The 23,355-nt window shown below is 71.5% G+C and carries 19 protein-coding genes and 1 pseudogene; 15 read left to right on the forward strand and 5 right to left on the reverse strand.

The genetic code is table 11. The features are described from left to right. The first annotated feature begins 32 nt into the window (after positions 1-32). The 11 genes and pseudogenes from Rai3103_RS09825 (at position 33) to Rai3103_RS09875 (ending at position 10,945) form a co-directional block, all read left to right on the forward strand. Positions 33-2,192, forward strand: coding sequence for a beta-glucosidase (locus Rai3103_RS09825; RefSeq protein ID WP_153572457.1), 2,160 nt, complete (start codon positions 33-35; stop codon positions 2,190-2,192). Between the two features lie 29 nt (positions 2,193-2,221). Continuing rightward, positions 2,222-3,184, forward strand: a complete 963-nt coding sequence (locus Rai3103_RS09830; protein WP_153572458.1) for a zinc-dependent metalloprotease — start codon at positions 2,222-2,224, stop codon at positions 3,182-3,184. 124 nt (positions 3,185-3,308) lie between these two features. After that, positions 3,309-4,220, forward strand: coding sequence for a tRNA lysidine(34) synthetase TilS (gene tilS, locus Rai3103_RS09835; RefSeq protein ID WP_153572459.1), 912 nt, complete (start codon positions 3,309-3,311; stop codon positions 4,218-4,220). Between the two features lie 11 nt (positions 4,221-4,231). Then, positions 4,232-4,783 carry a hypoxanthine phosphoribosyltransferase gene (gene hpt, locus Rai3103_RS09840; RefSeq protein WP_153572460.1) on the forward strand — a complete coding sequence of 184 codons (552 nt, stop codon included), beginning with the start codon at positions 4,232-4,234 and terminating at the stop codon, positions 4,781-4,783. A 119-nt stretch (positions 4,784-4,902) separates the two neighbouring features. Further along, on the forward strand, positions 4,903-7,071 hold the full coding sequence (ftsH, locus tag Rai3103_RS09845) for an ATP-dependent zinc metalloprotease FtsH (RefSeq protein WP_194793083.1): 2,169 nt from the start codon (positions 4,903-4,905) through the stop codon (positions 7,069-7,071). 64 nt (positions 7,072-7,135) lie between these two features. Next, positions 7,136-7,680 (forward strand): annotated as a pseudogene (gene folE, locus Rai3103_RS09850) (GTP cyclohydrolase I FolE). A gap of 11 nt (positions 7,681-7,691) precedes the next feature. After that, a complete protein-coding gene (folP, locus tag Rai3103_RS09855; protein ID WP_228488831.1) occupies positions 7,692-8,576 on the forward strand; it encodes a dihydropteroate synthase in 885 nt (294 codons plus the stop codon). Then, positions 8,576-8,953, forward strand: coding sequence for a dihydroneopterin aldolase (gene folB / locus Rai3103_RS09860; RefSeq protein WP_228488832.1), 378 nt, complete (start codon positions 8,576-8,578; stop codon positions 8,951-8,953). The genes folP and folB overlap by 1 nt, the downstream gene beginning before the upstream one ends. Positions 8,954-9,089: 136 nt before the next feature. Then, complete coding sequence (gene folK / locus Rai3103_RS09865; RefSeq protein ID WP_153572461.1) at positions 9,090-9,638, forward strand: 2-amino-4-hydroxy-6-hydroxymethyldihydropteridine diphosphokinase; 549 nt, start codon at positions 9,090-9,092, stop codon at positions 9,636-9,638. After that, entirely contained in the window at positions 9,635-10,180 is a 546-nt protein-coding gene (locus Rai3103_RS09870) for a DUF3180 domain-containing protein (protein ID WP_153572462.1), read from the forward strand. The genes folK and Rai3103_RS09870 overlap by 4 nt, the downstream gene beginning before the upstream one ends. 150 nt (positions 10,181-10,330) lie before the next feature. Then, positions 10,331-10,945 carry a hypothetical protein gene (locus tag Rai3103_RS09875; protein ID WP_153572463.1) on the forward strand — a complete coding sequence of 205 codons (615 nt, stop codon included), beginning with the start codon at positions 10,331-10,333 and terminating at the stop codon, positions 10,943-10,945. A 68-nt stretch (positions 10,946-11,013) separates the two neighbouring features. Here the strand turns inward: Rai3103_RS09875 and bluB are convergent, their stop codons facing one another. Continuing rightward, positions 11,014-12,771: a 5,6-dimethylbenzimidazole synthase gene (gene bluB / locus Rai3103_RS09880; protein ID WP_153572464.1), complete on the reverse strand. Its 1,758-nt coding sequence runs from the start codon at positions 12,769-12,771 to the stop codon at positions 11,014-11,016. Between the two features lie 34 nt (positions 12,772-12,805). Continuing rightward, a complete protein-coding gene (locus Rai3103_RS09885; RefSeq protein WP_153572465.1) occupies positions 12,806-15,013 on the reverse strand; it encodes an SAM-dependent methyltransferase in 2,208 nt (735 codons plus the stop codon). Between the two features lie 206 nt (positions 15,014-15,219). Here Rai3103_RS09885 and Rai3103_RS09890 point away from each other — a divergent pair, with 206 nt between their 5' ends. From Rai3103_RS09890 to Rai3103_RS09900, 3 genes are all read left to right on the forward strand, one after another. Beyond that, a complete protein-coding gene (locus Rai3103_RS09890) occupies positions 15,220-15,561 on the forward strand; it encodes a histone-like nucleoid-structuring protein Lsr2 (RefSeq protein WP_153572466.1) in 342 nt (113 codons plus the stop codon). 251 nt (positions 15,562-15,812) lie between these two features. Next, a complete protein-coding gene (locus Rai3103_RS09895) occupies positions 15,813-18,371 on the forward strand; it encodes an ATP-dependent Clp protease ATP-binding subunit (RefSeq protein WP_153572467.1) in 2,559 nt (852 codons plus the stop codon). Between the two features lie 94 nt (positions 18,372-18,465). Next, positions 18,466-19,137 carry an HAD hydrolase-like protein gene (locus tag Rai3103_RS09900; protein ID WP_153572468.1) on the forward strand — a complete coding sequence of 224 codons (672 nt, stop codon included), beginning with the start codon at positions 18,466-18,468 and terminating at the stop codon, positions 19,135-19,137. 29 nt (positions 19,138-19,166) lie between these two features. Here the strand turns inward: Rai3103_RS09900 and Rai3103_RS09905 are convergent, their stop codons facing one another. Beyond that, positions 19,167-20,081, reverse strand: a complete 915-nt coding sequence (locus Rai3103_RS09905) for an HhH-GPD family protein (RefSeq protein WP_228488833.1) — start codon at positions 20,079-20,081, stop codon at positions 19,167-19,169. Between the two features lie 64 nt (positions 20,082-20,145). Between Rai3103_RS09905 and Rai3103_RS09910 the strand changes: the two genes are divergently transcribed. After that, positions 20,146-20,817 (forward strand): hypothetical protein, encoded by a 672-nt coding sequence (locus Rai3103_RS09910; RefSeq protein ID WP_153572470.1) that lies wholly within the window; start codon positions 20,146-20,148, stop codon positions 20,815-20,817. Positions 20,818-20,838: 21 nt separating this feature from the next. On the opposite strand, the gene disA is transcribed toward Rai3103_RS09910, so the two are convergent. Both disA and radA read right to left on the reverse strand, forming a co-directional pair. Next, positions 20,839-21,900 (reverse strand): DNA integrity scanning diadenylate cyclase DisA, encoded by a 1,062-nt coding sequence (gene disA, locus Rai3103_RS09915; RefSeq protein WP_153572471.1) that lies wholly within the window; start codon positions 21,898-21,900, stop codon positions 20,839-20,841. Positions 21,901-21,956: 56 nt separating this feature from the next. Then, complete coding sequence (gene radA / locus Rai3103_RS09920; RefSeq protein ID WP_153572472.1) at positions 21,957-23,354, reverse strand: DNA repair protein RadA; 1,398 nt, start codon at positions 23,352-23,354, stop codon at positions 21,957-21,959. Position 23,355: the final 1 nt, after the last annotated feature.

Below are 23,355 nucleotides of genomic sequence, written 5' to 3' on the forward strand. Positions count from 1 at the left end.
TACGCCCATCTCACTGAGGAGAACCACCGCCCATGACCGTGATCGACACCGACAAGCCCTGGACGGACACCAGCAGGCCTCCCCAGGAACGGGCCCGGGCGCTGGTCGCCGCGATGACGCTGGAGCAGAAGATCGCCCAGCTGCACGGCTCGATGGAAACCATCGACATCTACGGCATCAGCGAGGAGATGGGGCAGGCCGAGACCGCCGAGGAGATGGATCGCCTCGCCGCCCAGATCAAGATCGAACGCCACGTCGCAGGCATCGAGGAACTCGGCATCCCGCGCTTCCGGATCACCAACGGCCCGGTCGGCGTCGGCATGGGGGACGGCTACCCCTCGCCCAAGGCCACCTCGCTGCCGATGTCGATCGGCCTGGCCGCCGGCTTCGACCCGCGACTGGCCCACGACTACGGCGACATCATCGGCTCGGAGACCGCCAGCCTCGGCCAGCACGTGCTCGAGGGCCCCGGAGTCTGTCTGCACCGCCTGCCGACGGCGGGCCGCAACTTCGAGTACTTCAGCGAGGATCCCTACCTGTCCGGCGTGATGGGCGTCGAGGTCACCCGAGCCATCCAGGACCACGACGTCATCGCCATGGGCAAGCACTACGTGGTCAACGACCAGGAGAACGAGCGCTTCCGCACCGACGTCGAGGTCGACGAGGACGTGCTGCGTGAGCTCTACCTGCTGCCGTTCGAGATGCTGGTCAAGGACGGCGACATCGCCGCCATCATGAGCGCCTACAACCGCGTCCGCGGCACGTACGCGACCGAGAACCGCTACACCCTCACGACGATCCTGCGCCAGGAGTGGGGCTTCCAGGGCTATGTGCAGTCCGACTTCTGGTCCACCCGCTCGGCCGCCGCCTCGCTCGGGGCCGGCCTGGACCACGAGATGCCCGACGCCAAGTGGCTCAACGAGGACAACGTCAAGGCCGCGCTGGCCGACCACAGCCTGGAGATCGGGACGATCGATCGCGCCCTGGTCCGGCGCTACACGCAGATGTTCCGGTTCGGCCAGTTCGAGCGGCCCTATGACCCGCAGGAGATCGACGCGCAGGGCCACGGCGCGATCAGCCGGCGGATCGGCACCGAGATCGCCATCCTGCTCAAGAACGAGGACGCCACCCTGCCGCTGTCGAAGGACACCGGCCGGATCCTGGTCGTCGGTCAGCGCGACTTCGCCGGCCGCGCCTGCCTGGGCGGCGGCGGCAGCTCCAGGGTCGACCCGCTCTACACCGTCGACCCGGTCGACGGCTTCCGTGACGTGATCGAGGCGCTCGGCGGGTCGGCCACCGTCGAGGGCCTCGTGGTCGAGGAGGACCTGTCCAACCTGGAGGCGGTCAGCGAGGCCGCCGCCGAGGCCGATGTGGTCGTGGCCATGGTCGGCATCATCGCCACCGAGGGCGCCGACCGGCCCGACGTCTCCCTGCCGCTGGGCCAGGACCGGATCGTCGAGGCCGCGGTCGCCGCCAACCCGCGCACCGTCGTCGTGCTGAAGGATTCCAGCCCGGTGCTGATGCCCTGGATCGACAGCGTCCCCGCGGTCCTGGAGGCCTGGAACCAGGGCGCCGAGGACGGCCATGCCGTCGCCGACCTGCTGCTGGGCGTCGTCAACCCGTCCGGCAAGGTGCCCACCACGTACCCGCGCCGTGAGGAGGACGTGCTGGCTGCGGGTGACCCCGTGCGCTATCCCGGCACCGACGAGGGCGAGGGTTGGCCGACGATCCGCTACACCGAGCGTCACGAGGTCGGCTACCGCTGGTACCAGGCCCGAGGCATCGAACCGCTGTTCCCCTTCGGCTTCGGCCTGTCCTACACCACCTTCGAGCTCTCCGAGGTGAGCGTCGAGACCGGCGCCCGGCCAGGCACCGACCCGATCACCGTCCGCGCCACCGTCGCCAACACCGGTGGGGTGGCCGGGGCCGAGGTGGTCCAGGTCTACGTCGGCCTGCCCGCGGAGCTGGGCCGGCCGCCCCGTCGGCTGGTCGGTTTCGCCAAGGTCCGGGTGGAGCCCGGCGCCAGCGAGCAGGTCGAGATGGTCGTCGACCCCGCGGCCACCCATCACCCGCTGTCGGTGTGGAGCGACGCGGCGCACGCCTTCGTCACCCCGGCCGGTGAGTACACCCTGTACATCGGCACCTCCAGCGAGGACACCCCGTTCCGGCGCAGCTTCACCCTCACCGACTGAGCGTCGTCGACACGGACTAGCCTCGGCGCATGAGTTCCCTCCCGCGGGTCGACTGGGCCACCGCCGCCGCGACCGCCGGCCGCCTCACGCCACCGGGATCCGCTCCCGCCCCGGCGGAGGCGTCGGCGGTCGTCGCTGACCTGCGCGAGGCCTCGGTGCGCGCGCAGACCTATGTCCGTGACATCACCCGGATGGATCCGCCCGGGCAACGGCGTACCTACGTCGTCGACCGGCCCTCCTGGGTCCGCGCCAACCTGGGGAGCTTCGCCGAGGTCTTCACCGACCCGGCCGACCCCGCCCCCCGCCATGCGATCGCGCCGCCGTCCGTTTCCGTCGAGCGGGTCCGTGCGGTGTCGACGGGCGCGATGGCGGGTGCCGTCCTCGCCGCCCTGTCGCCACGGGTGCTCGGGCAGTTCGACGTCTTCCATGGACTCTCCGCCCCGGCGGGCGAGCGGGGCCGGCTGTTGCTCGTCGCCCCCAACATCCACGGCATCGGCCAGCGGCTCGGTCTGGAGGGCCCCGACTTCCGGTTGTGGGTGTGCCTGCACGAGGAGACACACCGCGTGCAGTACGGCCAGGCGCCCTGGCTGGCCGGCCACCTGGCCCAGCTCGTCCGGACCGCCCTGACCGGGGACCACCGGGCCGCCGATGCCGCGACCGACGCGATCACCGCCCTGATGAGCGTGGTCGAGGGGCATGCCGACGTCGTCATGGACGAGGTCGGGCCGCAGGTGATCCCGACCCTGCGCACCATCCGTGACCGCTTCGACAAGCGCCGGGAGGGGCGCCCCGGCCTGGCCCGGATCCTCGGCAGACTGCTCGGCATGGAGAAGAAGCTTGCGCAGTACCGGGAGGGTGCGGTGTTCTGCCGCTCGGTGCAGCGACTGGCCGGGGTCGAGGGGTTCAACCGGGTCTTCGACGGGCCCGACCAGCTGCCGACCCTCGGCGAGCTCCGCGACCCCGATCGGTGGGTACGGCGGGTGACGCCCTGATGGCCCGGCGCGCCCTCGGCCCGGCGACCCTCGCCGTCGTCCGGGCTCTCGAGGCCGCCTGGCGTGATCCGGCCCGAGACCCCGCGGGGGATGGCTCGTCGCCTGTTCAGGCGGCTCGGACTCCTTGGCGCTCGCGGTCGGGGCGTACGAGGCCTGCCGCCGCGCCGGGGCGCTCGACCGTCTCGGGGCCGTCGTCGTCGACCACGCCCTGCAGGAGGGGTCGGGGACGGTGGCGAGGGCCGTCCGGGACCGGCTGACCGGGATGGGTTACCCGGCCGGCTCCGTGCAGCTCCGGGGAGTCGTCGTCGAGGCCGACCAGGTCCGCACCGACGGACTGGAGGCGGCCGCGCGCAACGCCCGCTACGCCGCCTTCTGCGAGGCTCTCGTCGCCTCCGGGGCGGGGGAGGTGCTGCTCGGCCACACGCGGGACGACCAGGCCGAAACCGTCCTGCTGGGCCTGGTCCGGGGGTCCGGGGCCCGTTCACTGGCCGGGATCGCACCTCGCCGGGGGCCGTACGTCCGGCCGCTGCTCGACCTGACCCGGGCGACGCTGCGCGAGTGCTGCCGGGAGAACGACCTGGCCTGGTGGGAGGACCCCTTCAACGCCGACGAGCGGTTCGCCCGGGTGCGGATCCGTCATCGCGTGCTGCCGGTGCTCGAGGACGCTTTCGGCGGCGACGGCAGTGTCGCGGCCGCCCTGGCGCGGACGGCGGCCCTGGCCCGGGTGGACGCCGACTTCCTCGACGCCCTGGCCGAGGCGGCCGAGGAGGACGTCGTGGTGGGGGCGGGGGAGCTCGACTGTGCCGAGCTCGCCTTCCTGCCCGAGGCGCTGCGCAGCCGCGTCGTCCGGCGCTGGCTGGTCCGGGCCGGTGCGGTGGAGCCCGGCGCGGTGCACGTCGGCGCCGTCTGCCGGCTCGTCACCCACTGGCACGGACAGAAGGGCGTCGACGTCCCCGGGGTCCACGTCGTCCGCCGCGCCGGGAACCTGTCCGCCGAGTCGGCGGCCCCCGGTGACGGGCCGGCGGCGGATGTGTGAAGCTGGGACACGTGGATGCTGACGCGATCGCAGGTGACCTGACCACTGTTCTCTACACGCCCGACCAGATCCGGGAACGGGTGGGGGAGTTGGCGCGCGATATCGATCGGGACTACGCCGACAAGGATGTCCTGCTGGTCGGGGTACTGAACGGTGCGGTGATGGTGATGGCCGACCTGTGCCGGGCCATGCAGAGCCACTGCGAGATGGACTGGATGGCCGTGTCGTCGTACGGCTCGGGGACCAAGTCGTCCGGCGTCGTACGGTTCCTCAAGGATCTCTCCGCCGACATCCATGACCGCCACGTGCTGGTCGTCGAGGACATCATCGACACCGGCCTCACGCTGAACTGGCTGCTCTCCAACCTGACCTCCCGCGGCCCCGCCAGCCTCGAGGTCGCGGCGATGTTCCGCAAGCCCGACGCGATGCAGACCGACATCGACTGCAAGTACGTCGGCTTCGACATCCCGGGGGAGTTCGTCGTCGGCTACGGCCTCGACTTCGACGGCAAGTATCGCAACTACGACGGGCTGGCGATCCTCGACCCGCGCGTCTACAACTGATCGAGTCGCGCGCCGCGTCCGCCACGGTGTCGGCGGGCGCCGGAACACGGAACCTGTGGGATGTTGGGCGTGCAGGGTAGAGTCAACATGCTCGTCCAAGCCTGAGGCAGGAAACAACTGTGCAGCGAATCTTCCGAGGTCCACTGATCTGGGTCGTCATCGTGCTCATCGCGCTGGTGCTGATGGGCCAGTTCGCCGGGCAGTCGACCGGGTACCAGCAGGTGCCCACGTCCAAGGTCGTCCAGATCCTCGACGGGAACGACAAGGTCGACAAGGTCGAGATGCAGCCCGCCGAGCAACGCATGCTGGTCACCATGGCCGACGCGAAGCAGACGAAGTACAGCACCTACTGGGCCGGCAACCAGGACGACCTGATCATCGCGCGGCTGAACGAGCGCGTCACCCAGGGCAGCCTGTCGCAGTGGACCGCGGCCAGCCCGAAGCCGAGCTTCTGGTCCGGCCTGCTCAGCACGCTGATCCCGTTCCTGCTGCTCGGCGGGTTCTTCTTCTTCATGCTCAACGCCATGCAGGGCGGCGGGTCGCAGGTGATGAAGTTCGGCAAGTCCCGGGCAAAGGTCGCCAACAAGGACACACCGAAGACCACCTTCGCCGACGTCGCCGGCTGCGAGGAGGCGATCGAGGAGCTGCAGGAGATCAAGGAGTTCCTCGCCGAGCCGGCCAAGTTCCAGCGGGTCGGGGCCAAGATCCCCAAGGGCGTGCTGCTCTACGGCCCTCCCGGCACCGGTAAGACCCTGCTGGCGCGGGCCGTCGCGGGGGAGGCCGGAGTGCCGTTCTTCTCCATTTCGGGCTCGGACTTCGTCGAGATGTTCGTCGGCGTCGGCGCCTCCCGGGTGCGTGACCTGTTCGAGCAGGCCAAGGAGAACCGCCCGGCCATCATCTTCATCGACGAGATCGACGCCGTCGGCCGCCATCGCGGAGCCGGCATGGGCGGTGGGCACGACGAGCGGGAGCAGACGCTCAACCAGCTGCTGGTCGAGATGGACGGCTTCGACGTGCACGGCGAGGTCATCCTCATCGCGGCCACCAACCGGCCCGACGTCCTCGACCCGGCGCTGCTGCGGCCCGGCCGCTTCGACCGGCAGATCCCGGTCGAGGCGCCCGACATGAAGGGGCGCGAGAAGATCCTCGAGGTGCACGCCGCCGGCAAGCCGATCGGCCCCGACGTCAACCTGGCCAGGGTCGCGCAGCGGACGCCCGGCTTCACCGGCGCCGACCTGGCCAACGTGCTCAACGAGGCAGCCCTGCTCACCGCCCGCAACAACGCGCCGATGATCACCAACGCCGCCCTGGACGAGGCCATCGACCGCGTCATCGCCGGCCCGCAGAAGCGCACCCGCCTGATGAACGAGCACGAGCGGCTCGTCACCGCCTACCACGAGGGTGGCCACGCGCTGGTCGCCGCGGCGATGCCGGGCACCGACCCGGTGCAGAAGGTGACGATCCTGCCGCGCGGCCGGGCTCTCGGTTACACGATGGTGATGCCGGACGCCGACAAGTACTCCCAGACCCGCGGCCAGCTGCTCGACCAGCTGGCGTACATGCTGGGCGGGCGGGCCGCCGAGGAACTCGTCTTCCACGACCCCTCGACCGGCGCGTCGAACGACATCGACAAGGCCACCAAGACGGCCCGGGCGATGGTCACCGAGTACGGCATGTCCGAGCGCATCGGCGCCGTCAAGCTCGGCACGGGTGACAGTGAGCCGTTCCTGGGCCGTGACTTCGGCTCCCAGCGCGACTACTCGGAGCATGTCGCCGGCATCGTCGACGAGGAGGTCGCCCAGCTCGTCAGTGCGGCCCACCAGGAGGCCTTCGACTGCCTCGAGGAGAACCGTGACGTGCTCGACGAGCTGGTCCGCCAGCTCTTCGAGAAGGAGACCCTGGGCCGCGACGAGGTCGAGCGGATCTTCGAGCCGCTGCGGCGCCACCCGGAGCGGGGGGCCTGGACCGGGTCCGACTCCCGCCGTCCGTCGGCAATCCCACCGATCACCCCGCCGCAGAAGCCCCTCGTGCCGGCGCCGGTGCCCGGCCTCGGGCTGCCGGCGGGCCAGGGAGTGCCCGTCACCGACCCGTACGACTTCGGCTCCCCGCAGCCGCCGATCGCCCCGGCGCCGGTCGACCCGAGCTGGCCGGCCCCGCAGCCGCCGGCTCCACAGTCGCCGACCGGTCCGTGGCAGCCGCCGGCCCCCGGTGCCGAGCCGGCACCGTGGGGAGGCAAGCCGGACGGGTCCGCCTCGCCGGAGGACAGCCGGGACGGGTCGCGTGACTGACCGCGACCCGGCCTCGAACCCCGAGGACTGGGGGGGTGCCCACCGCGAGTTCGACCATCAGCGCATCGTCGGCGCGGTCCGGGAGATCCTCCTCGGCATCGGTGAGGATCCGGACCGCGAGGGCCTCCAGGACACTCCCGAGCGCGTCGCCCGGATGTACGGCGAGGTGTTCGCCGGCATGCGCCAGTCGGGGGCCGATGTCCTGTCGACGACGTTCGACATCAACCACGGAGAGTTGGTCCTGGTCAAGGACATCGAGGTGTGGTCGATGTGCGAGCACCACCTGGTGCCGTTCACCGGCGTCGCCCATGTCGGTTACATCCCCGGATCCGACGGCCAGGTGACCGGGCTCTCCAAACTGGCCCGCCTCGTCGACGTCTACTCCCGGCGGCCCCAGGTGCAGGAACGGCTCACCACCCAGGTTGCCGAGGCGCTGGTGACGCACCTGCATCCGCGGGGGTCATCGTGGTGATCGACTGCGAGCACCTGTGCATGACGATGCGGGGCGTGCACAAGCCCGGTGCCCGTACGGTCACCTCGGCTGTCCGTGGCATCCTGCGCAACCCCGCCACTCGGGCCGAGGCCATGGGCCTCATCATGGGCCGCTGAGGAGGCGGGCGATGTCCAGGATTCCGCGCGCGACCCGCACCCAGGTGATGGGGATCGTCAACGTCACCCCCGACTCGTTCTCCGACGGCGGTGATCACTCCGACACCGCCAGTGCGGTCCGGCACGGGCTGGCATTGCTCGCCGAGGGCGCCGACATGCTCGACGTCGGCGGGGAGTCGACCCGACCGGGGATCGAGCGGACGCCCGAGGCCGAGGAGCTGCGCCGGGTCGTGCCTGTCGTCGAGGAGCTCGCCGCCCGCGGCGCGATCGTCTCGGTCGACACCATGCGTGCCTCCGTCGCCCGCGCGACCGCTGCGGCCGGTGCCACCATCATCAACGACGTCTCCGGAGGCCTGGCCGACCCGCAGATGTACGCCGCGGTCGCCGAGTCCGGCTGTGCCTACGTCGTCATGCACTGGCGCGGCCATTCGACCGAGATGGATCGGCACACCGGCTACACCGACGTCGTCGGGCAGGTCCGCGACGAGATCGCCGAGCGGGTGGAACTGGCCCTGGCCGCGGGCATCGCCGCCGACGACATCATCGTCGACCCGGGCATCGGCTTCGCCAAGACCCGCGAGCAGGATTGGGAACTCCTCCGTCAGGTCGGGGTGCTCAGTGGGCTCGGGTATCCGGTGCTGATCGGCGTGTCCCGCAAGCGCTTCCTCGGCGAGGTGCTGGCCGAGACCCGCCTCGCGCACACTCCGAAGGACCGGGACTTCGCCACCGCCGCCGTGACCGGCTGGATGGCCGAGCGCGGCATCTGGGCCGTGCGGACGCACGAGGTCCGCGCCCAGCGCGACGCCATCGCCGTGGTCCAGGCCCTGCGCGGTGAGGGTCCCCGCGACGAGGTCACCGACCGGGTGGTCGGCACCTTCCTGGAGGGGGACCACTGATGGCGGTGTTTCCGGACGGCCTGGACCGCATCGCCGTCACCGGGATCCGGGCGATCGGGCACCACGGCGTGTACCCCGAGGAGAAGCGCGACGGGCAGCCCTTCGTCGTCGATGTAACGTTGGGCCTGGATCTGTCGGCAGCAGGACTGGCCGATGATCTCACCGCCACCGTCGACTACGGCGTGGTGGCCCGGCAGGTCTGTGACGAGATCGCCGGCGAGCCGCTCGACCTGATCGAGGCGCTCGCCGAGCGCATCGCGCGGACGTGCCTGGCGCACCAGCCCGTCCTCGCGGTGGAGGTGACCGTTCACAAGCCGCAGGCGCCGATCCCGGTGCCCTTCGGCGACACCAGCGTGACGATCACCCGGACCCGCTGATCCCGGGACCGTCTCGCAGGCTCGCCCCGAGCCTCCGGCCCGACGATGAGCCGGCCCCTCCGAGGAGCCCGTCCACCCGGCCGTACGGTCTGGTGCACGACTCTCCGAGGAGCCCCCTATGACGAGAGGTACGGACATGTCCCCCACTCCCTTCGGCATCAACGCCGACACGCTGTCCCTGCGCCCGCTGCGTACGGTCGTGTTCTCCATCGGCTCCAACCTGGGCGACCGGATGGAATACCTCGAGCGGGCCGTCAACCTGCTCCGGGCGACCCCCGAGCTCGAGGTCGTCGCCGTCTCCCCGGTGTACGAGACTGCGGCCGTCGGTGGCCCGGCCGGCAACCCGGACTTCCTGAACGCCGTCGTCATCGCCGAGACGACCCAGTCCGCCGAGGCGATGCTGGCCCGGATCGGTGCGATCGAGGAGGGTGCCGAACGCACCCGCGACGTCCGCTGGGGACCGCGTACGCTCGACGTCGACATCATCGTGTATGGCGACAGCATCATCGACGAGCCACAGCTCACCGTCCCGCACCCGCGCGCCCACGAGCGCGCGTTCGTGCTGGCCCCGTGGGCCGACATCGACCCGGGGGCGAGTATCCCCGGGCGCGGCCCGATCGTGGCACTGCTCGCCGGCCTGGACACCGGCGGCATCCGCCGGGTGGAGGAGTGCATCGCCGCATGACCCGAGAGCTGCCGCCCGCCGAACAGCCCGACGAATCCCCTGAGGAGGGGGTCGAGCCGAGCATTCTCCCCACACCGCCGCGATTGTTGCTGGTCGCCGTGCTCCTCGGCGGGCTGGTCGGGTGGCTGCTCGGTCCCGTCGTGGAGAGGATGGGCCGTACGCCCATGCACGTGCCGTGGACCACGGCCGCGCTGCTGGCCGTCGCGGCGGTGGCGGTCGCGGTGCTGGCGCGGCGGATGTGGCGTACGGTCCATGTCCGCCGCCAGCCGGTCAACCCCGAGCGCGGTCTCTACTCGTTGGTGCTGGGCAAGTCCTGCGCGCTGCTCGGGGCCGGCCTGTTCGGCGGCTACCTGGCCTTCGGGGCCTCGTTCCTGCCCCGGCTGGACATCGCCGCCGGGATGGCCCGGGTGCTGAACTCGGGATTGGCGGCGGTGGCGAGCGCCGCCCTCTCTGCCGCCGGCTACGCGCTGGAGATGGCCTGCCGGGTCCCCGAGGACAAGGACGGCGAGCGGCCGGGCGACCGTACCGGCGGATCGCGCTGAGGCCGCCGATCCGGGGTCGCGTCGTCTCGGTGTGATAACGCTGAGCGACGACGCGTGTCAGCGGGCCCTGCGTTGATCCGCTCGACTAATCTCGTGCCCGTGAGTAGTGCAGCTTCCGGCCATCGTGCCGTTTCTTCCCCCGCACGCAAGGTGACCGTCGGCGTCCTCGCCGGTGGCGTCGTCGTCGCGGCTGCCCTGGCCATCGGTGAGATCTGGGTGGTCCGTGGAGGCGTGGCACTGGCCATCGCCACCGCGGTCGCCGGTGTGGTCCTCGCATGGCGTGAGGCCACCCTCGACCGCCGCGCCGCCGCCCGCAAGGATCTCGAGGCGGCCCGTGCCCAAGGCCTCGAGCTCTCCCGTGAGCGCCGGTCCAACATCAACGTCGTCAACTCGCTGGAGGCTCGCAACAACGCGATCGCCACCCGGGTCGACGACCTGACCACCGAGATCCGCACCCTGCGTGCGGAGATGGCCACCCTTCGCAAGGTCAAGACCGACCTCGTCCAGGGCATCGCCGAGCGCGATGTCGAGTTGATCACCATGCGCAACGACCTGATCAAGGCCCAGCAGGAACTGCGCAAGCTCGCCGGTGACGAGGCCGAGGTCTTCGCGATGCCCCGTCGTACCCCGCTGGAGGCCGCTCCCCTGTGGGGGGCCCTGCCGACGGCCGAGGAACTCTGGTCCGACGGCGACCACCCGACCGTGGTCGACCTCAAGGCCCTCGCGTACCCTGCCCCCGAGGAGGAGCAGCGCAAGCACGCCTGATCCGGCCAGTCGCTGCACCGGATTCGCCCGGAAGCCCCGCACCGTGGTGGTGCGGGGCTTCTGGCGTCTCAGGGGCGCGCCGCGGTCCGTCCGGTGCGGGCCCGGATGGTGCCCACGGAGGCGAGCAGCCCTGCGGCCAGGCAGGCGCCGACGCCTTCGCCGGAGCGGATCCGCAGGTCGAGGAGGGGCTCCAGACCGAGCTCGGCGAGGACGGCCGCGTGGGCCTGTTCCCGGCTCCGCTGGCCCGCCACCAGGTACTGGCTCACCGCCGGTTCCAGCCGGACGGCGACCAGGCCGGGCAGGGTGGCCGCCAGGCCGTCGAGGATGACCGCGCGGCCGGCCTGCGCGGCCCCCAGCACCACGCCCGTCAGTACGGCGAACTCCGGTCCCCCCAGGCAGCCCAGAGCGACCAGCGGGTCGGTCCGCGGCGTCACCCCGGTGCGTGCCAGGGCGCCGGCCACCACGGCCCGTTTGCGGTCGACCATCGCCGCGTCCGACCCCGCCCCCAGGCCGACCACCTCATCCGGGCCGAGGCCCAGCAGTCCGGCGGCCAGCGCCGAGGCCACCGTGGTGTTGCCGACGCCGACCTCACCGAGCGCGACGGTGCCGCTCCCTGCCGCACCGAGCGCGCGTCCCGCGTCGACGAGCAGGGCCACGTCGGCGGGCTCGAGGGCGTCGTCGGTGACCAGGTCGCCACGTCGTCCCGCCGGGCGTACGGCGATCGCCCCCTCGACCGGGACGAGGACGCCGGCGTCGACCACGACGGGCACCAGCCCGGCCGTCCGCGCGGCGACAGCGCCCATCGCCTCGCCGATGACCGCAGCAGCCATGATGTCGCCGGTCACCCGCTGTTCGTACGCGCTGATGTGGTGGACGTGGACGGGATGGTCGGCTCCGACGAGCACCAGCGTGCCGGGGGCGGTGGATCCGGGGCCGAGAGCGCTGACGCGGTCGGCGACCCGGTCGAGGACGCCCAGGGACTGGGGCGGGGTCAGCAGCTCGTCGGCCTCGTCGCGGGCCGCGACGACGTGTCGCTGGCTCGGAGCGTGGATCCTCGGCACGGCGAGTCCGCGCGGGGCGGCGTGCCGATGGTCTGTCGGGGAGGCGAGGTCCTCCTCGGGCCAGCGTTCGTGGAGGACCACCGACTCCAGCGGGGCTCGCCGCGACCATCCGGCCCGTTGCAGGCCGGGCTCCGGTGGCCGCTCGTCCGGCCAGCCGACGCACAACCAGCCGAGCGTCTCCACGCCTGCCGGCAGGTGCAGCATCGTCGCCAACTCGTCCGGCTCGAAGAGCGTCACCCAGCCCAGCCCCAGCCCCTCGGCCCGGGCGGCGAGCCACAGGTTCTCGATCGCCGTGGCGCAGGACCACAGGTCGGCGTCGGGGAAGGTCGCCCGTCCCAGCACCCCTCCGGGCGGTGTCCGCCGGTCGCAGGCCACCACGATCCCTACCGGCGCCTCCCGCAGGCCGTCCAGCTGCAGGTCCAGCAGCCGCCGGGCAGATTCCGGATCCATCCCGGCGGCCTGCCGCAGCCGGCAGCGGTCGGCCATCACCTCGGCACGTTCCCGGGTCGCGTCCTCGGTGACGAGGATGAACCGCCAGGGTTGGGAGTGCCCCACCGAGGGCGCGTGGTGGGCGGCGGTGAGGATGCGGGTGAGCACCTCGTCCGGGATGGGGTCGGGACGGAAGCGACGGATGTCGCGCCGGGCATCGATCACGGCGTACAGGCCGGCGGCATCCTGCGGCAAGGCCCAGGCGGCCGGGTCGCCGGCGCGTTCACGCGCGGAGGTGGGGTCACCGATGGTGGGGACCGGGCGCTGCCAGGTCATGATCTCCTCGATTCCTCGGTGGTCAGGGGACGGATCAACGGTCGATGTCACCGACCACGTAGCCCAAGGACGCCAACGCCAGCTCGAGGTCGGCGACCTGCACCCCGGGCAACACGGCGGGCAGCGCGGACACCGTGGCGAACGACGGTGTCCGCAGGTGCAGCCGCCACGGCGTCTTGTCCCCTCGGGAGACCAGGTGGGCCCCGGTCTGGCCCAGCGGCGCCTCCGTGGCCAGGTAGCCCTCGTCGTCGGGCACCTTGATGATCTTCGGCAACGCCTGGGCGATCGGCCCCTCGAGCGTACGCAGCCGCTCGGCGCAGGCCTCGACCAGAGCGGCCGCGGTGGCCACCTCGTCGGCCAGCAGCAGGAAACGGGAACGGGCGTCGCCGGCCCCACCGGCGGGTGCGGCCGGCACCGCCAACTCGCCATAACCCAGGTAGGGCGCCTGGCGGCGCAGGTCGACGTCCTCGCCCCCGGCCCGGCACGCCGGTCCGGTGACGCCGTAGCCGCGCGACACCTCGACGGTGAGCGGGGCGAGTCCCGCCGCGCGAGCGAACTCCGCGTCCACCAACGAGCCCACGTCGCGCGCCAGTGACCGCGCTCGCGCCACCAGGTCCAGTTCGGCGTCGAGCCAGCGGTCGTCGGCGTCGGCCGCGAGCCCGCCGATGCGGGTGACCATCGGGTGCACCCGGTTGCCGGTCAGGGCCCGGACCTGCTCGCGCAGCTCCTCGCGCAGCCGGGCCACCCGCCGGTCGGTGGGGTCGGTGCGATAGGTGAGGTATCCCAGGAAGCCGAGGTGCGAGGCGATCCGGGTGTGCTCGGCCAGCAGCGTACGCAGCCACACCGCCCGGGGCGGGACGGTCATCCCCAGCAGGTGCTCGCAGGCCAGCGCGACGGTCAGTTCCCCGGCGAAGGGGGCCTGCCAGTCGTGCCGGTCGGCGAGCATGAGGATCTGGCGGTAGTCGCGGACCTCGAAGAGCTTCTCGACGCCGCGGTGCATGGCGCCCACGTGGACATCGGCCCGTTCGACCACCTCACCGGTCGGGTCGGTCCACAACTCCAGTTCCAGTAGTCCGGCCCGGCTCGGGTGGTCCGGGCCGAGGTCGAGCAACAGCGTCCCGTCCGCGACCCGTCCACCGGGCAGCGCGCCCAGCGCAGCACCGCCGACCAGGACACGCAGCGACGCGGGGCCCGCCGACGACGGGGTGGGGGACGACGGGGTGGGCGAGGGCATGGCCCACAGCCTAGGACCTCGCCTCCGCGGCCGGGCCTGCGGCGACGGCGTGGACCAGCCACCAGTACGCCCCCACCGGTCGGGATCGGCAAGGAGGCGGCGGCGGTTGGCGGCGACGAGGCCGGCCAGCCCGTTGCCATCGGCTTCGGTTGGCCGGCGCGCGAGGACGGCGGCCTGGCGGTCGAGGACCAGTCGCCTCACCCCCGGCCGTGATTCGAGGGCGGCGGCCAGCGCGTCGATGGCCAGCGGGGCGCTGAGGTTGGTCCTGCCGTCGGCCGCCGGCGGCACCCGGTGCCCCTCCCGGTACCCCAGCAGGCCCCCGTCGAGGGGGCGGTCGTCGCGGAGATGGCCGTAGTCGACGGCGACCAGGACCCCGCCGGAAGTCAGTCCGGCGGCGACCGCGGCCCAGGCATCCTCGCGGGTCAGGCCGACCTCGGCGACCCGGGCGTCGCCGGCCCACCGGTCGAGCCAGTCGGCCTCTGCGGGTGTGGGGTCAGCGCCGGTCGGTCCCTGCGGCCCCAGCACCCGCCAGCCGCCGGGCGTACGACGCACGACCCGGCAGGGCAGTTCGTCGAGCCATTCGTGCGCGAGGACCAGCAGTGGTCCTTCCAGGGCCAGGTCGGCCCAGGGGGTGCCGGCGGTGGGGGAGTCGGGCCGCCACCACCTCGACGACCGGACGTCCCACGCGGCCCGGCGCCACGCGCACCGCGACGGGAGGTCGGCGGGAGCCTGCCGCAGGTCCACCCCGAGGAGGGACCAGTCCGGGCGCAGGGCCGCCACGGCCCGCAGCAGGGAGCCGTCGGCGGCGCCGAGGTCGACCATGCCGACGAGGGGTGGGACGCCGACGGCGGTATCGAGCATCGCGAGCAGGGCGGACGCCAATTCCGTCGCGGCGGCGGGGTCGGATGCCCGACCGGCGGACGTCCGGAAATGGTCCGCGGGAACCTCATGCCACCAGAATCCCGACGGTCCGGTCGCGGCTACCCTCCATTCGTTCAGCCAATCCATGGTCACCTCACAGCTCGCAAAAATGTGTCCGGCGCGACCGGATCTCAATCCCGAATACACTCCTATTCTGCAATCCGCATTGTCGGAAGTATTATCGTGGGTGAACGGAGGCGGAACGGTGAGTGGGCGCTTGCCCACTTCGCGGGCCGCCGACGATCTCCCCCCAGACGAATGCCCGTCCCCCGGGCGCCAGAGAAAGGCACACGATGGCCCGTCGAACCCACGTCGTCCTCGAGGACGACCTCGACTCGTCCCCTGCCGAACATGAGGTGTCGTTCACGTTCGAAGGAGTGTCCTACGAGATCGACCTCAATGCGGAACACTACGCGGAACTCCAGGAGTCGGTGGCTCCATGGATTTCCCACGCCCGCCGGATCAGCGGTCGGCGTGTGACGAAGCGGGCCGGTGCACCCGCCTCGGCGAAGGAATCCGACGGCCCCTCGGCCACCGAGATCCGGGAATGGGCCAAGGACCAGGGAATCGAGGTTTCGGCTCGCGGACGCGTTCCGGCCAATGTTCGGGCCCAGTATGAGGAAGCCCATTCCTGACGGTCCCGGCGGCCGAACGCCGCACTGATTGTCCCGACTCGCCCGCCTCACCGCTCCCCCCGCGGTGGGGCGGGCGAGACCGTACTCGGCCCGACATGAGGTCCTTGGGCGTAGATTGCGCTGCAGGCGAACACGAGCCGCTTCGGGAACATTGTGGGTGGGTAAGGAGTTACTAGACTTGACGCACTCTGGCCCTTGGGCCGGAGCACGGCGGTCCGGCCATCGGGCCGGTCGCGGACGGAGGAGATTCTATGTTCGAGCGCTTCACCGATCGAGCACGACGAGTCGTCGTGCTCGCCCAAGACGAAGCCCGCGCCCTGAACCACAACTACATCGGCACCGAACACTTGCTGCTGGGCCTGATCCACGAGGGTGAGGGCGTCGCCGCCAAGGCACTGGAGCAGCTCGGCATCTCGCTGGAGGCGGTGCGCGAGAAGGTCGTCGAGATCATCGGTGAGGGGCAGCAGGCGCCGAAGGGTCACATTCCCTTCACCCCGCGGGCCAAGAAGGTCCTGGAGCTCTCGCTGCGCGAGGCCCTCCAGCTGAACCACTCCTACATCGGCACGGAGCACATCCTCCTGGGCCTGATCCGTGAGGGTGAGGGCGTCGCCGCCCAGGTGCTGGTCAAGCTGGGTGCCGACCTCAACCGGGTCCGCTCCACCGTGCTCCAGCTGCTGTCCGGCTACCAGGGCCGTGAGGTGGGCAGTGCTGAGGCCGGCGAACCGCAGGCCGCCGGCGTGGGTGCGGCCACGCCCGCGTCCTCTGCCGAGCTGGACAAGTTCGGACGCAACCTCACCCAGCTGGCCCGCGAGGGCAAGCTCGACCCCGTCATCGGGCGCGACACCGAGATGGAGCGCGTGATGACCGTGCTCTCCCGCCGGACGAAGAACAACCCGGTGCTGATCGGTGAGCCCGGTGTCGGCAAGACCGCCGTGGTCGAGGGACTGGCCCAGGCCGTCGTCCGTGGTGACGTCCCGGAAACGCTGCGCGACAAGCAGATCTACACCCTCGACCTGGGGTCCCTGGTCGCCGGTTCCCGCTATCGCGGTGACTTCGAGGAGCGGCTGAAGAAGGTGCTCAAGGAGATCAAGACCCGCGGCGACATCGTGCTGTTCATCGACGAGATCCACACCCTGGTCGGGGCGGGTGCCGCCGAGGGTGCCATCGATGCCGCGAGCATCCTCAAGCCGATGCTCGCCCGCGGGGAGCTGCAGACGATCGGCGCGACCACCCTCGACGAGTACCGCAAGTACATCGAGAAGGACGCCGCCCTCGAGCGGCGCTTCCAGCCGATCCAGGTGCCGGAGCCGTCGATCGCCGAGACGATCGACATCCTCAAGGGCCTGCGGGACAAGTACGAGGCGCACCACCGGATCACCATCACCGATGACGCGCTGGTCGCGGCCGCGACGATGTCCGACCGGTACGTGTCCGACCGGTTCCTTCCCGACAAGGCGATCGACCTGATCGACGAGGCCGGTGCCCGGCTCCGGATCAAGCGGATGACCGCCCCGCCGGACCTGCGCGAGTTCGACGAGAAGATCGCCAAGGTCCGGGTCGAGAAGGAGTCGGCGATCGACCAGCAGGACTTCGAGCGCGCCGCCTCCCTGCGGGACGACGAGAAGAAGCTGCTGGCCCAGCGTGCCAAGAAGGAGGAGGACTGGAAGGTCGGGGACGCGACCGTCACGCCCCAGGTCGACGAGGAGGCGGTCGCCGAGGTGCTGTCCAGCGCGACGGGCATCCCGGTGTTCCGGCTCACCGAGGAGGAGTCCAGCCGCCTGCTCAACATGGAGGCTGAGATCGGCAAGCGCTACATCGGCCAGACCGATGCGGTGCGGGCCCTGTCCCGGTCCATCCGGCGTACTCGCGCCGGCCTCAAGGACCCGCGGCGCCCGTCCGGATCGTTCATCTTCGCCGGCCCCTCGGGCGTCGGCAAGACCGAGCTGACGAAGGCGCTGACCGAGTTCCTCTTCGGTGACGAGGATGCCCTCATCCAGCTCGACATGTCCGAGTACTCCGAGAAGCACACCGCCTCGCGGCTCTTCGGTTCCCCGCCCGGCTACGTGGGCTACGAAGAGGGCGGTCAGCTGACCGAGAAGGTCCGCCGCAAGCCGTTCTCCGTGGTGCTGTTCGACGAGATCGAGAAGGCCCACCCCGACATCTTCAACTCGCTGCTGCAGATCCTCGACGAGGGGCGTCTCACCGATGCGCAGGGTCGGGTCGTGGACTTCAAGAACACGATCATCGTGATGACGACGAACCTCGGTTCGCGCGACATCAACAAGTCGGTCAGCCTCGGCTTCTCCGCCGGCGGTAGCGACGAGACGTCGTACGAGAAGATGAAGGCGAAGGTCTCGGAGGAGCTCAAGCAGCACTTCCGCCCGGAGTTCCTCAACCGTATCGACGAGGTCATCGTCTTCCACCAGCTCAACCTGGACAACATCAAGTCGATCGTCGACCTGATGGTGGGCCAGATCGAGGATCGTCTGCGCGACAAGCACATGGGCATCGAGCTCACGCCCGCCGCGAAGGACCTGGTGGCCAAGCGGGGCTTCGACCCGGTGTTGGGTGCTCGTCCGCTACGCCGCGCCCTCCAGCGCGACGTGGAGGACTCGATGGCCGAGAAGATCCTGTTCGGCGACCTCAAGCCGGGCGAGGTGGTCCTGGTCGACGTCGCCCCTGAGGGGTCGGAGGATCCGTTCGTCTTCCGCGGCGTGCCGCAGTCCGACGTTCCCGACACCCCGCCGGTCGAGCTCGAGGGACCGGCGCCCGAGGGCGAGCAGGCCGAGGGTGGCCAGCCCGCCAGCTGACGGCTGTTCCTGATCGCGAGAGCCGGGCCCCGGCGCAGGTAGTGACCTGCGCCGGGGCCCAGTCGCGTACGAGGGGGCCGCTAGGGTGACGGATATGTTCCTCGTCACCTCCGACCGTCGTCTCGACCCCCGCCCGACCGCCGTCCTGCTCGACCTGGACGGCACGATGCTCGACTCGGCCGACAGCATCACCCGGGCCCTCGCCCAGGCCCTGGCCGACTTCGGGCACCCGGCCGAGCCGAAGTCGCTGCGGCGCTATGTCGGCCCGCCGGTCCGCGAGACGCTGTCCGCGCTGCTGCCCGAGGTGCCGGCGGATGAGAGCGTCGCCCACTACCGGGCCCTCTACGGTCGCTCGATGCTGGCCGCCACGCCGTTCCCGCAGACGGTGCCGCTGCTGGACGGTCTGGCTGCGGCCGGACTCCCGCTCGCGGTGGCCACCTCGAAGAAGGAGACCACCGCCCACGAGTTGCTGCTCCACCACGGGCTGGCGGACCGGTTCGCGGTCATCTGTGGTGCCGGTGAGGGCGACCGCAACGGGGACAAGGCGGCGGTCGTGGCGGACGCCCTGCGTCGGCTTGCCGCGGGCGGTGCCGACGTGTCCGCGCCGATCATGGTCGGGGACAAGATCCACGACGTCGAGGGCGCCGCGCGCTCCGGTGTCGAGACGGTCCTCGTCGGCTGGGGCTACGGCACCGAGGAGGAGCGCGCCGCCGCGCTGGTGGTCGCCGGCGACGTGCCCGAGCTGCTGGGCCTGCTGGTGCCCTGAGACCGCGTCCGGATCGGCCCGTTGGCCCCTCAGGCCGTGGGCAACGTCCAGTGACCGCCACCGACAGGGGCGATCAGCCCGTCCCGGGCCAGCCCGGCCAGGGCACGGGCGAACTGGTCGGGGTCCCTGGCTCGATGATCGGGCCACTCCCGCTGGAGCTGGTCGGTCGCGACGGGGCCCGGGACGTCGCGGAGCAGCGCGAGCAGCGCGCCGCGGCATTGCCGATCCGTCCCCTCGTACGTCTGGGTCCGGGACACGTACGTTCCCTCCGGGTGGCCGGCGTGGCGCCAGCCGCACAGGTCGGCCAGCGGGCAGGCCTCGCACCGGGGGGAGCGTGCCGTGCAGACCAGCGCCCCCAGTTCCATCGAGGCGACGGCCCAATCGGCCGCCCGCTGTGGATCCTCGGGGACGTGGGCGGCCGCCAAGGACCGCTCCGCGGCCCGCGGATGTGGCGGAGCCTGCGGCGTTCCGTCGACGAGGCGGGCGAGCAGCCGGCGGACGTTCGTGTCGACGACGACGGTGCGCTGTCCGTACGCGAAGGCGGCCACCGCGGCCGCCGTGTACTCTCCGACGCCCGGCAGCGCCCGGAGGGCGGTCTCGGTGTGCGGCACCGCCCCGGCATGGCTCTCGACGATCGCCCGCGCGGCGGCGTGCAGGCGCAGCGCCCGGCGGGGATAGCCGAGCCGGCCCCACATCCGGATCGCCTCACCGGAGGGTTCCGCGGCCAGCGCCGCTGGCTGTGGCCAACGGCCCATCCATGCCCGCCAGGGGTCGAGGACCCGGGCGACCGGTGTCTGCTGCAGCATGAACTCGCTCACCATCACGCCCCACGGTGAACAGTCCGGACGCCGCCAGGGAAGGTCACGGGCGTTCTCGGCGTACCAGGCGAGGACCCGCGTGACGACGACCGCCGGGTCGGCCGGAGGCAGGGGAGAGCGGGACACCCATCTAGCGTAGGTGAGGGCGCGCCTCCGGGGCCGCGGCGACCGGCTTCCGTAGGGTGGGCCCATGAGCGGAATGCTGCACCCGGTCGGGCCCGAGGATCCTCAGGTCTACTGGTTGCGTCGCGCCACCATCGGGGTGGTGGTGCTGGTCGTGGTGCTCGTGATTGTCGCCTTCGCGCGGCCGGCCCGTCCCGCCGGCACCGCCGTCGGGGCCAGCAGCCCCACGCCGCTCGTCCTCACCACCCCGACGCCCACCCCCACGCCGACCCCGACGCCTCCGCCATCCGCCGCACCTGCCGCAGCGGCGGGCACCCCGACCCCGACCCCGACCCCGACGCCGGCGGCTCCGGTCGCGTGCGCACCGTCTGACATCCGAGTGGCGATCAGCGGCGGCAGCGGGGCCGGTATCGACCAGCAGACCAGCTTCACCACCGACCTGACGAACGGGTCGTCCAGCGCCTGCACCATCGGCGTCGACACGTCGGTCTTCGAGGTGCGGATCTCCTCGGGCAGCGACCGGATCTGGTCGACCGCGGACTGCGACGCCTGGTTACCATCCAAGGACGCATCGGTGGTCAAGCCGGGAGAGTCCATCTCGGTGTCGGTGGACTGGCCGGGTAAGCGGTCCTACCCGGGCTGCAAGCTCGGCTCGAAGGCCATCAGCGCCGGGACCTACGTGGCGACGGCCGAGTACAAGGATGCGGGCACCGCCAGGAAGGTGCTCGGCCTGCACTGACCGGCCGAGCCGACGACACGGTCAGGCCAGCTCGTCGAACTCCGACTCGGCCATCCAGGCCAGCGCATCGCGGATCGCCCGGGCCCGCCGCAGGCCGACACCGTCGACCGCCTGCAGGTCACCGAGTGAGGCGGCGAAGATCTCCTGGAGCGACCCGAAGTGGTCGAGCAGCCGGGCCGCCACCGTCCGCGGCAGGGAACTGATCCGGGACAGCTGCCGATAGCCCCGCGGATAGAGCTGCGACTCCAGGTCGGTGGTGCCGAAACCGACGGCGCGCTCGATCATCGTCAGGTCGACCAGGTCGCTGGTGCTCAGCCCGGCCAGGTCGCTCAGGTCGAAGGCCACCCCGTTGGCCTCATCGCGGTAGTCCTCGACGAGCAGCTCGGCGATGTTGTCGAGACCCGACTCCAGTTCCCGGATCTGCAGGTCGACCAGCCGGCCCTCCGCGCCGAGCTCGATGACGTAGTCGCGCAGCTCGTCCTGGATCCGGTGGACCATTTCGAGCCGCTGCAGCACGACGGCCACGTCGCGGACGCTGACCTGGTCGCGGATCTCCAGCGCGGACAGGTGATTGGTGACCTCGGCCAGCCGGTTCGTGTAGCGCTCCAGCGTCCGCAGCCCTTGGTCTGCGCGCCCGAGGATCGCTCCGGGCTCTGGGATGGTGATCCGCTCGCCGTCGACGAAGAGACTGATCATCTGCATGGACGCCGACACCGAGACGGTCGGCAGACCGGTCTGGCGCGAGACCCGGTCGGCGGTCCGGTGCCGCGTGCCGGTCTCGATCGTGTCGTAGCCGGGGTCGGGCATCAGCTGCACGCCGGCGGCGACGATCCGGGACAGGTCGGCGCTGAGCACGATCGCGCCGTCCATCTTCGCCAGCTCACGCAGGTTCTGGGGGGTGAGGGGGGCATCGAGGTGGAAGCCGCCGGTCATCAGCCCCTCGACCTCGCGGTTGAGACCCAGGACCACCAGACCGCCGGTGCGGCCCTTGACTATCCGATCAAGTCCGTTCCTCAGGGCGGTGCCGGGGGCCGTCAGTGCCCGGAATCTCCGCGTACGCGCGTCCTGGTCCTCCGCGGTCACCGGTCCCTCTCGATCGTTGCGTGCCGATCCCTCGAGGTCATTCTAAGGGGTCCGGGTCACCGCCCGCCCACGAGGCCGAAGAGCTCGAGGCCCGCACGTACCGAGCCGACCCCGAGCACGCGGACGGTGCCCGGTAGATGGCCGAGTTCGTCCTCCGAACCGGCGGGCACCAGGACCGTCCGGAAACCCAGCCTGATGGCCTCGGCGACGCGTCGGGAGGCCCCCGGGACGCGTCGCAACTCGCCGGCCAGGCCGATCTCACCCACCGCCATCATGGCGGGCGGCAATGCGATGTCGCGGGTGGCCGACGCGATGGCCATGGCGATCGCCAGGTCGGCGGCGGGGTCGACGACCCGGGCGCCCCCGACCGTGGAGACGTAGACGTCCTTGCTGCCGAGCGGTTGGGCGGCGCGGCGCTCCAGCACCGCCGTCAGCATCGCCACCCTGGAGGAGTCGACGCCGTGGTTCGTCCGTCGCGGGATCTGCAGGGGTGACTGCGCCACCAGCGACTGGATCTCGGCGAGCAGCGGCCGGCGCCCCTCGACGGTGACGGTGATGCAGGTGCCCGGCACGGACTGCTCCCCGCCGGACGTGGAGGTGAACAAGCCCGACGGGTCGGGCACCTCGACGATCCCGTTCTCCCGCATCTCGAAGCAGCCCACCTCGTCCGCGGCGCCGAACCGGTTCTTGGTGGCGCGGACCATCCGGAAACCGGAGTGCCGGTCGCCCTCGAAGCTCAGTACGACGTCGACGAGGTGTTCCAACGTCCGCGGCCCGGCGATGGAGCCGTCCTTGGTGACGTGGCCGACGATGATCACCGCGAGGTGGCGCAGCTTGGCCACTCGGACGAGGGCCGAGGTCACCTCACGGACCTGGGTGACACCACCGGCCGCTCCGTCGGCGGCGTCGGTCTGCATGGTCTGAACGGAATCGACGACCAGCAGGCTGGGCCCGACGTGCTCGACGTGCCCGAGCACGGTGGCCAGATCGTTCTCCGCGGCCAGGAAGAGTTCGTCGGACAGGCCGCCGGTCCGCTCCGCGCGCATCCTGACCTGGGCGGTGGATTCCTCACCGGTGACGTAGAGGGTCCGGCGGCCCCGCTGTGCCCAGGCGGCCGCCACCTCCAGCAGCAGGGTGGACTTGCCCACCCCCGGCTCGCCGGCGAGCAGCACGACAGCCCCTGGCACGAGCCCGCCGCCGAGGACCCGGTCGAGCTCGCCGACCCCGGTCACCGTACGATGCGCGGCCTCGCCGCGGACCTCCGAGATCGGGACGGCCTGGTGTCCCGGGACGATCGGCTGGATCGGCCGTTGCAGTGAACCGCTCCGGGCACCCTGCTCCACGACCGTGCCCCACTGCTGGCACTCCCCGCACCGGCCCACCCACTTGGCGGTGGTCCACCCGCACTCGGAGCAGACGTAGGCGTCACGGGTCGGAGTCTTCGTGCGAGGCATG

It is taken from the genome of Raineyella fluvialis, assembly GCF_009646095.1.
Classification (GTDB): domain Bacteria; phylum Actinomycetota; class Actinomycetes; order Propionibacteriales; family Propionibacteriaceae; genus Raineyella; species Raineyella fluvialis.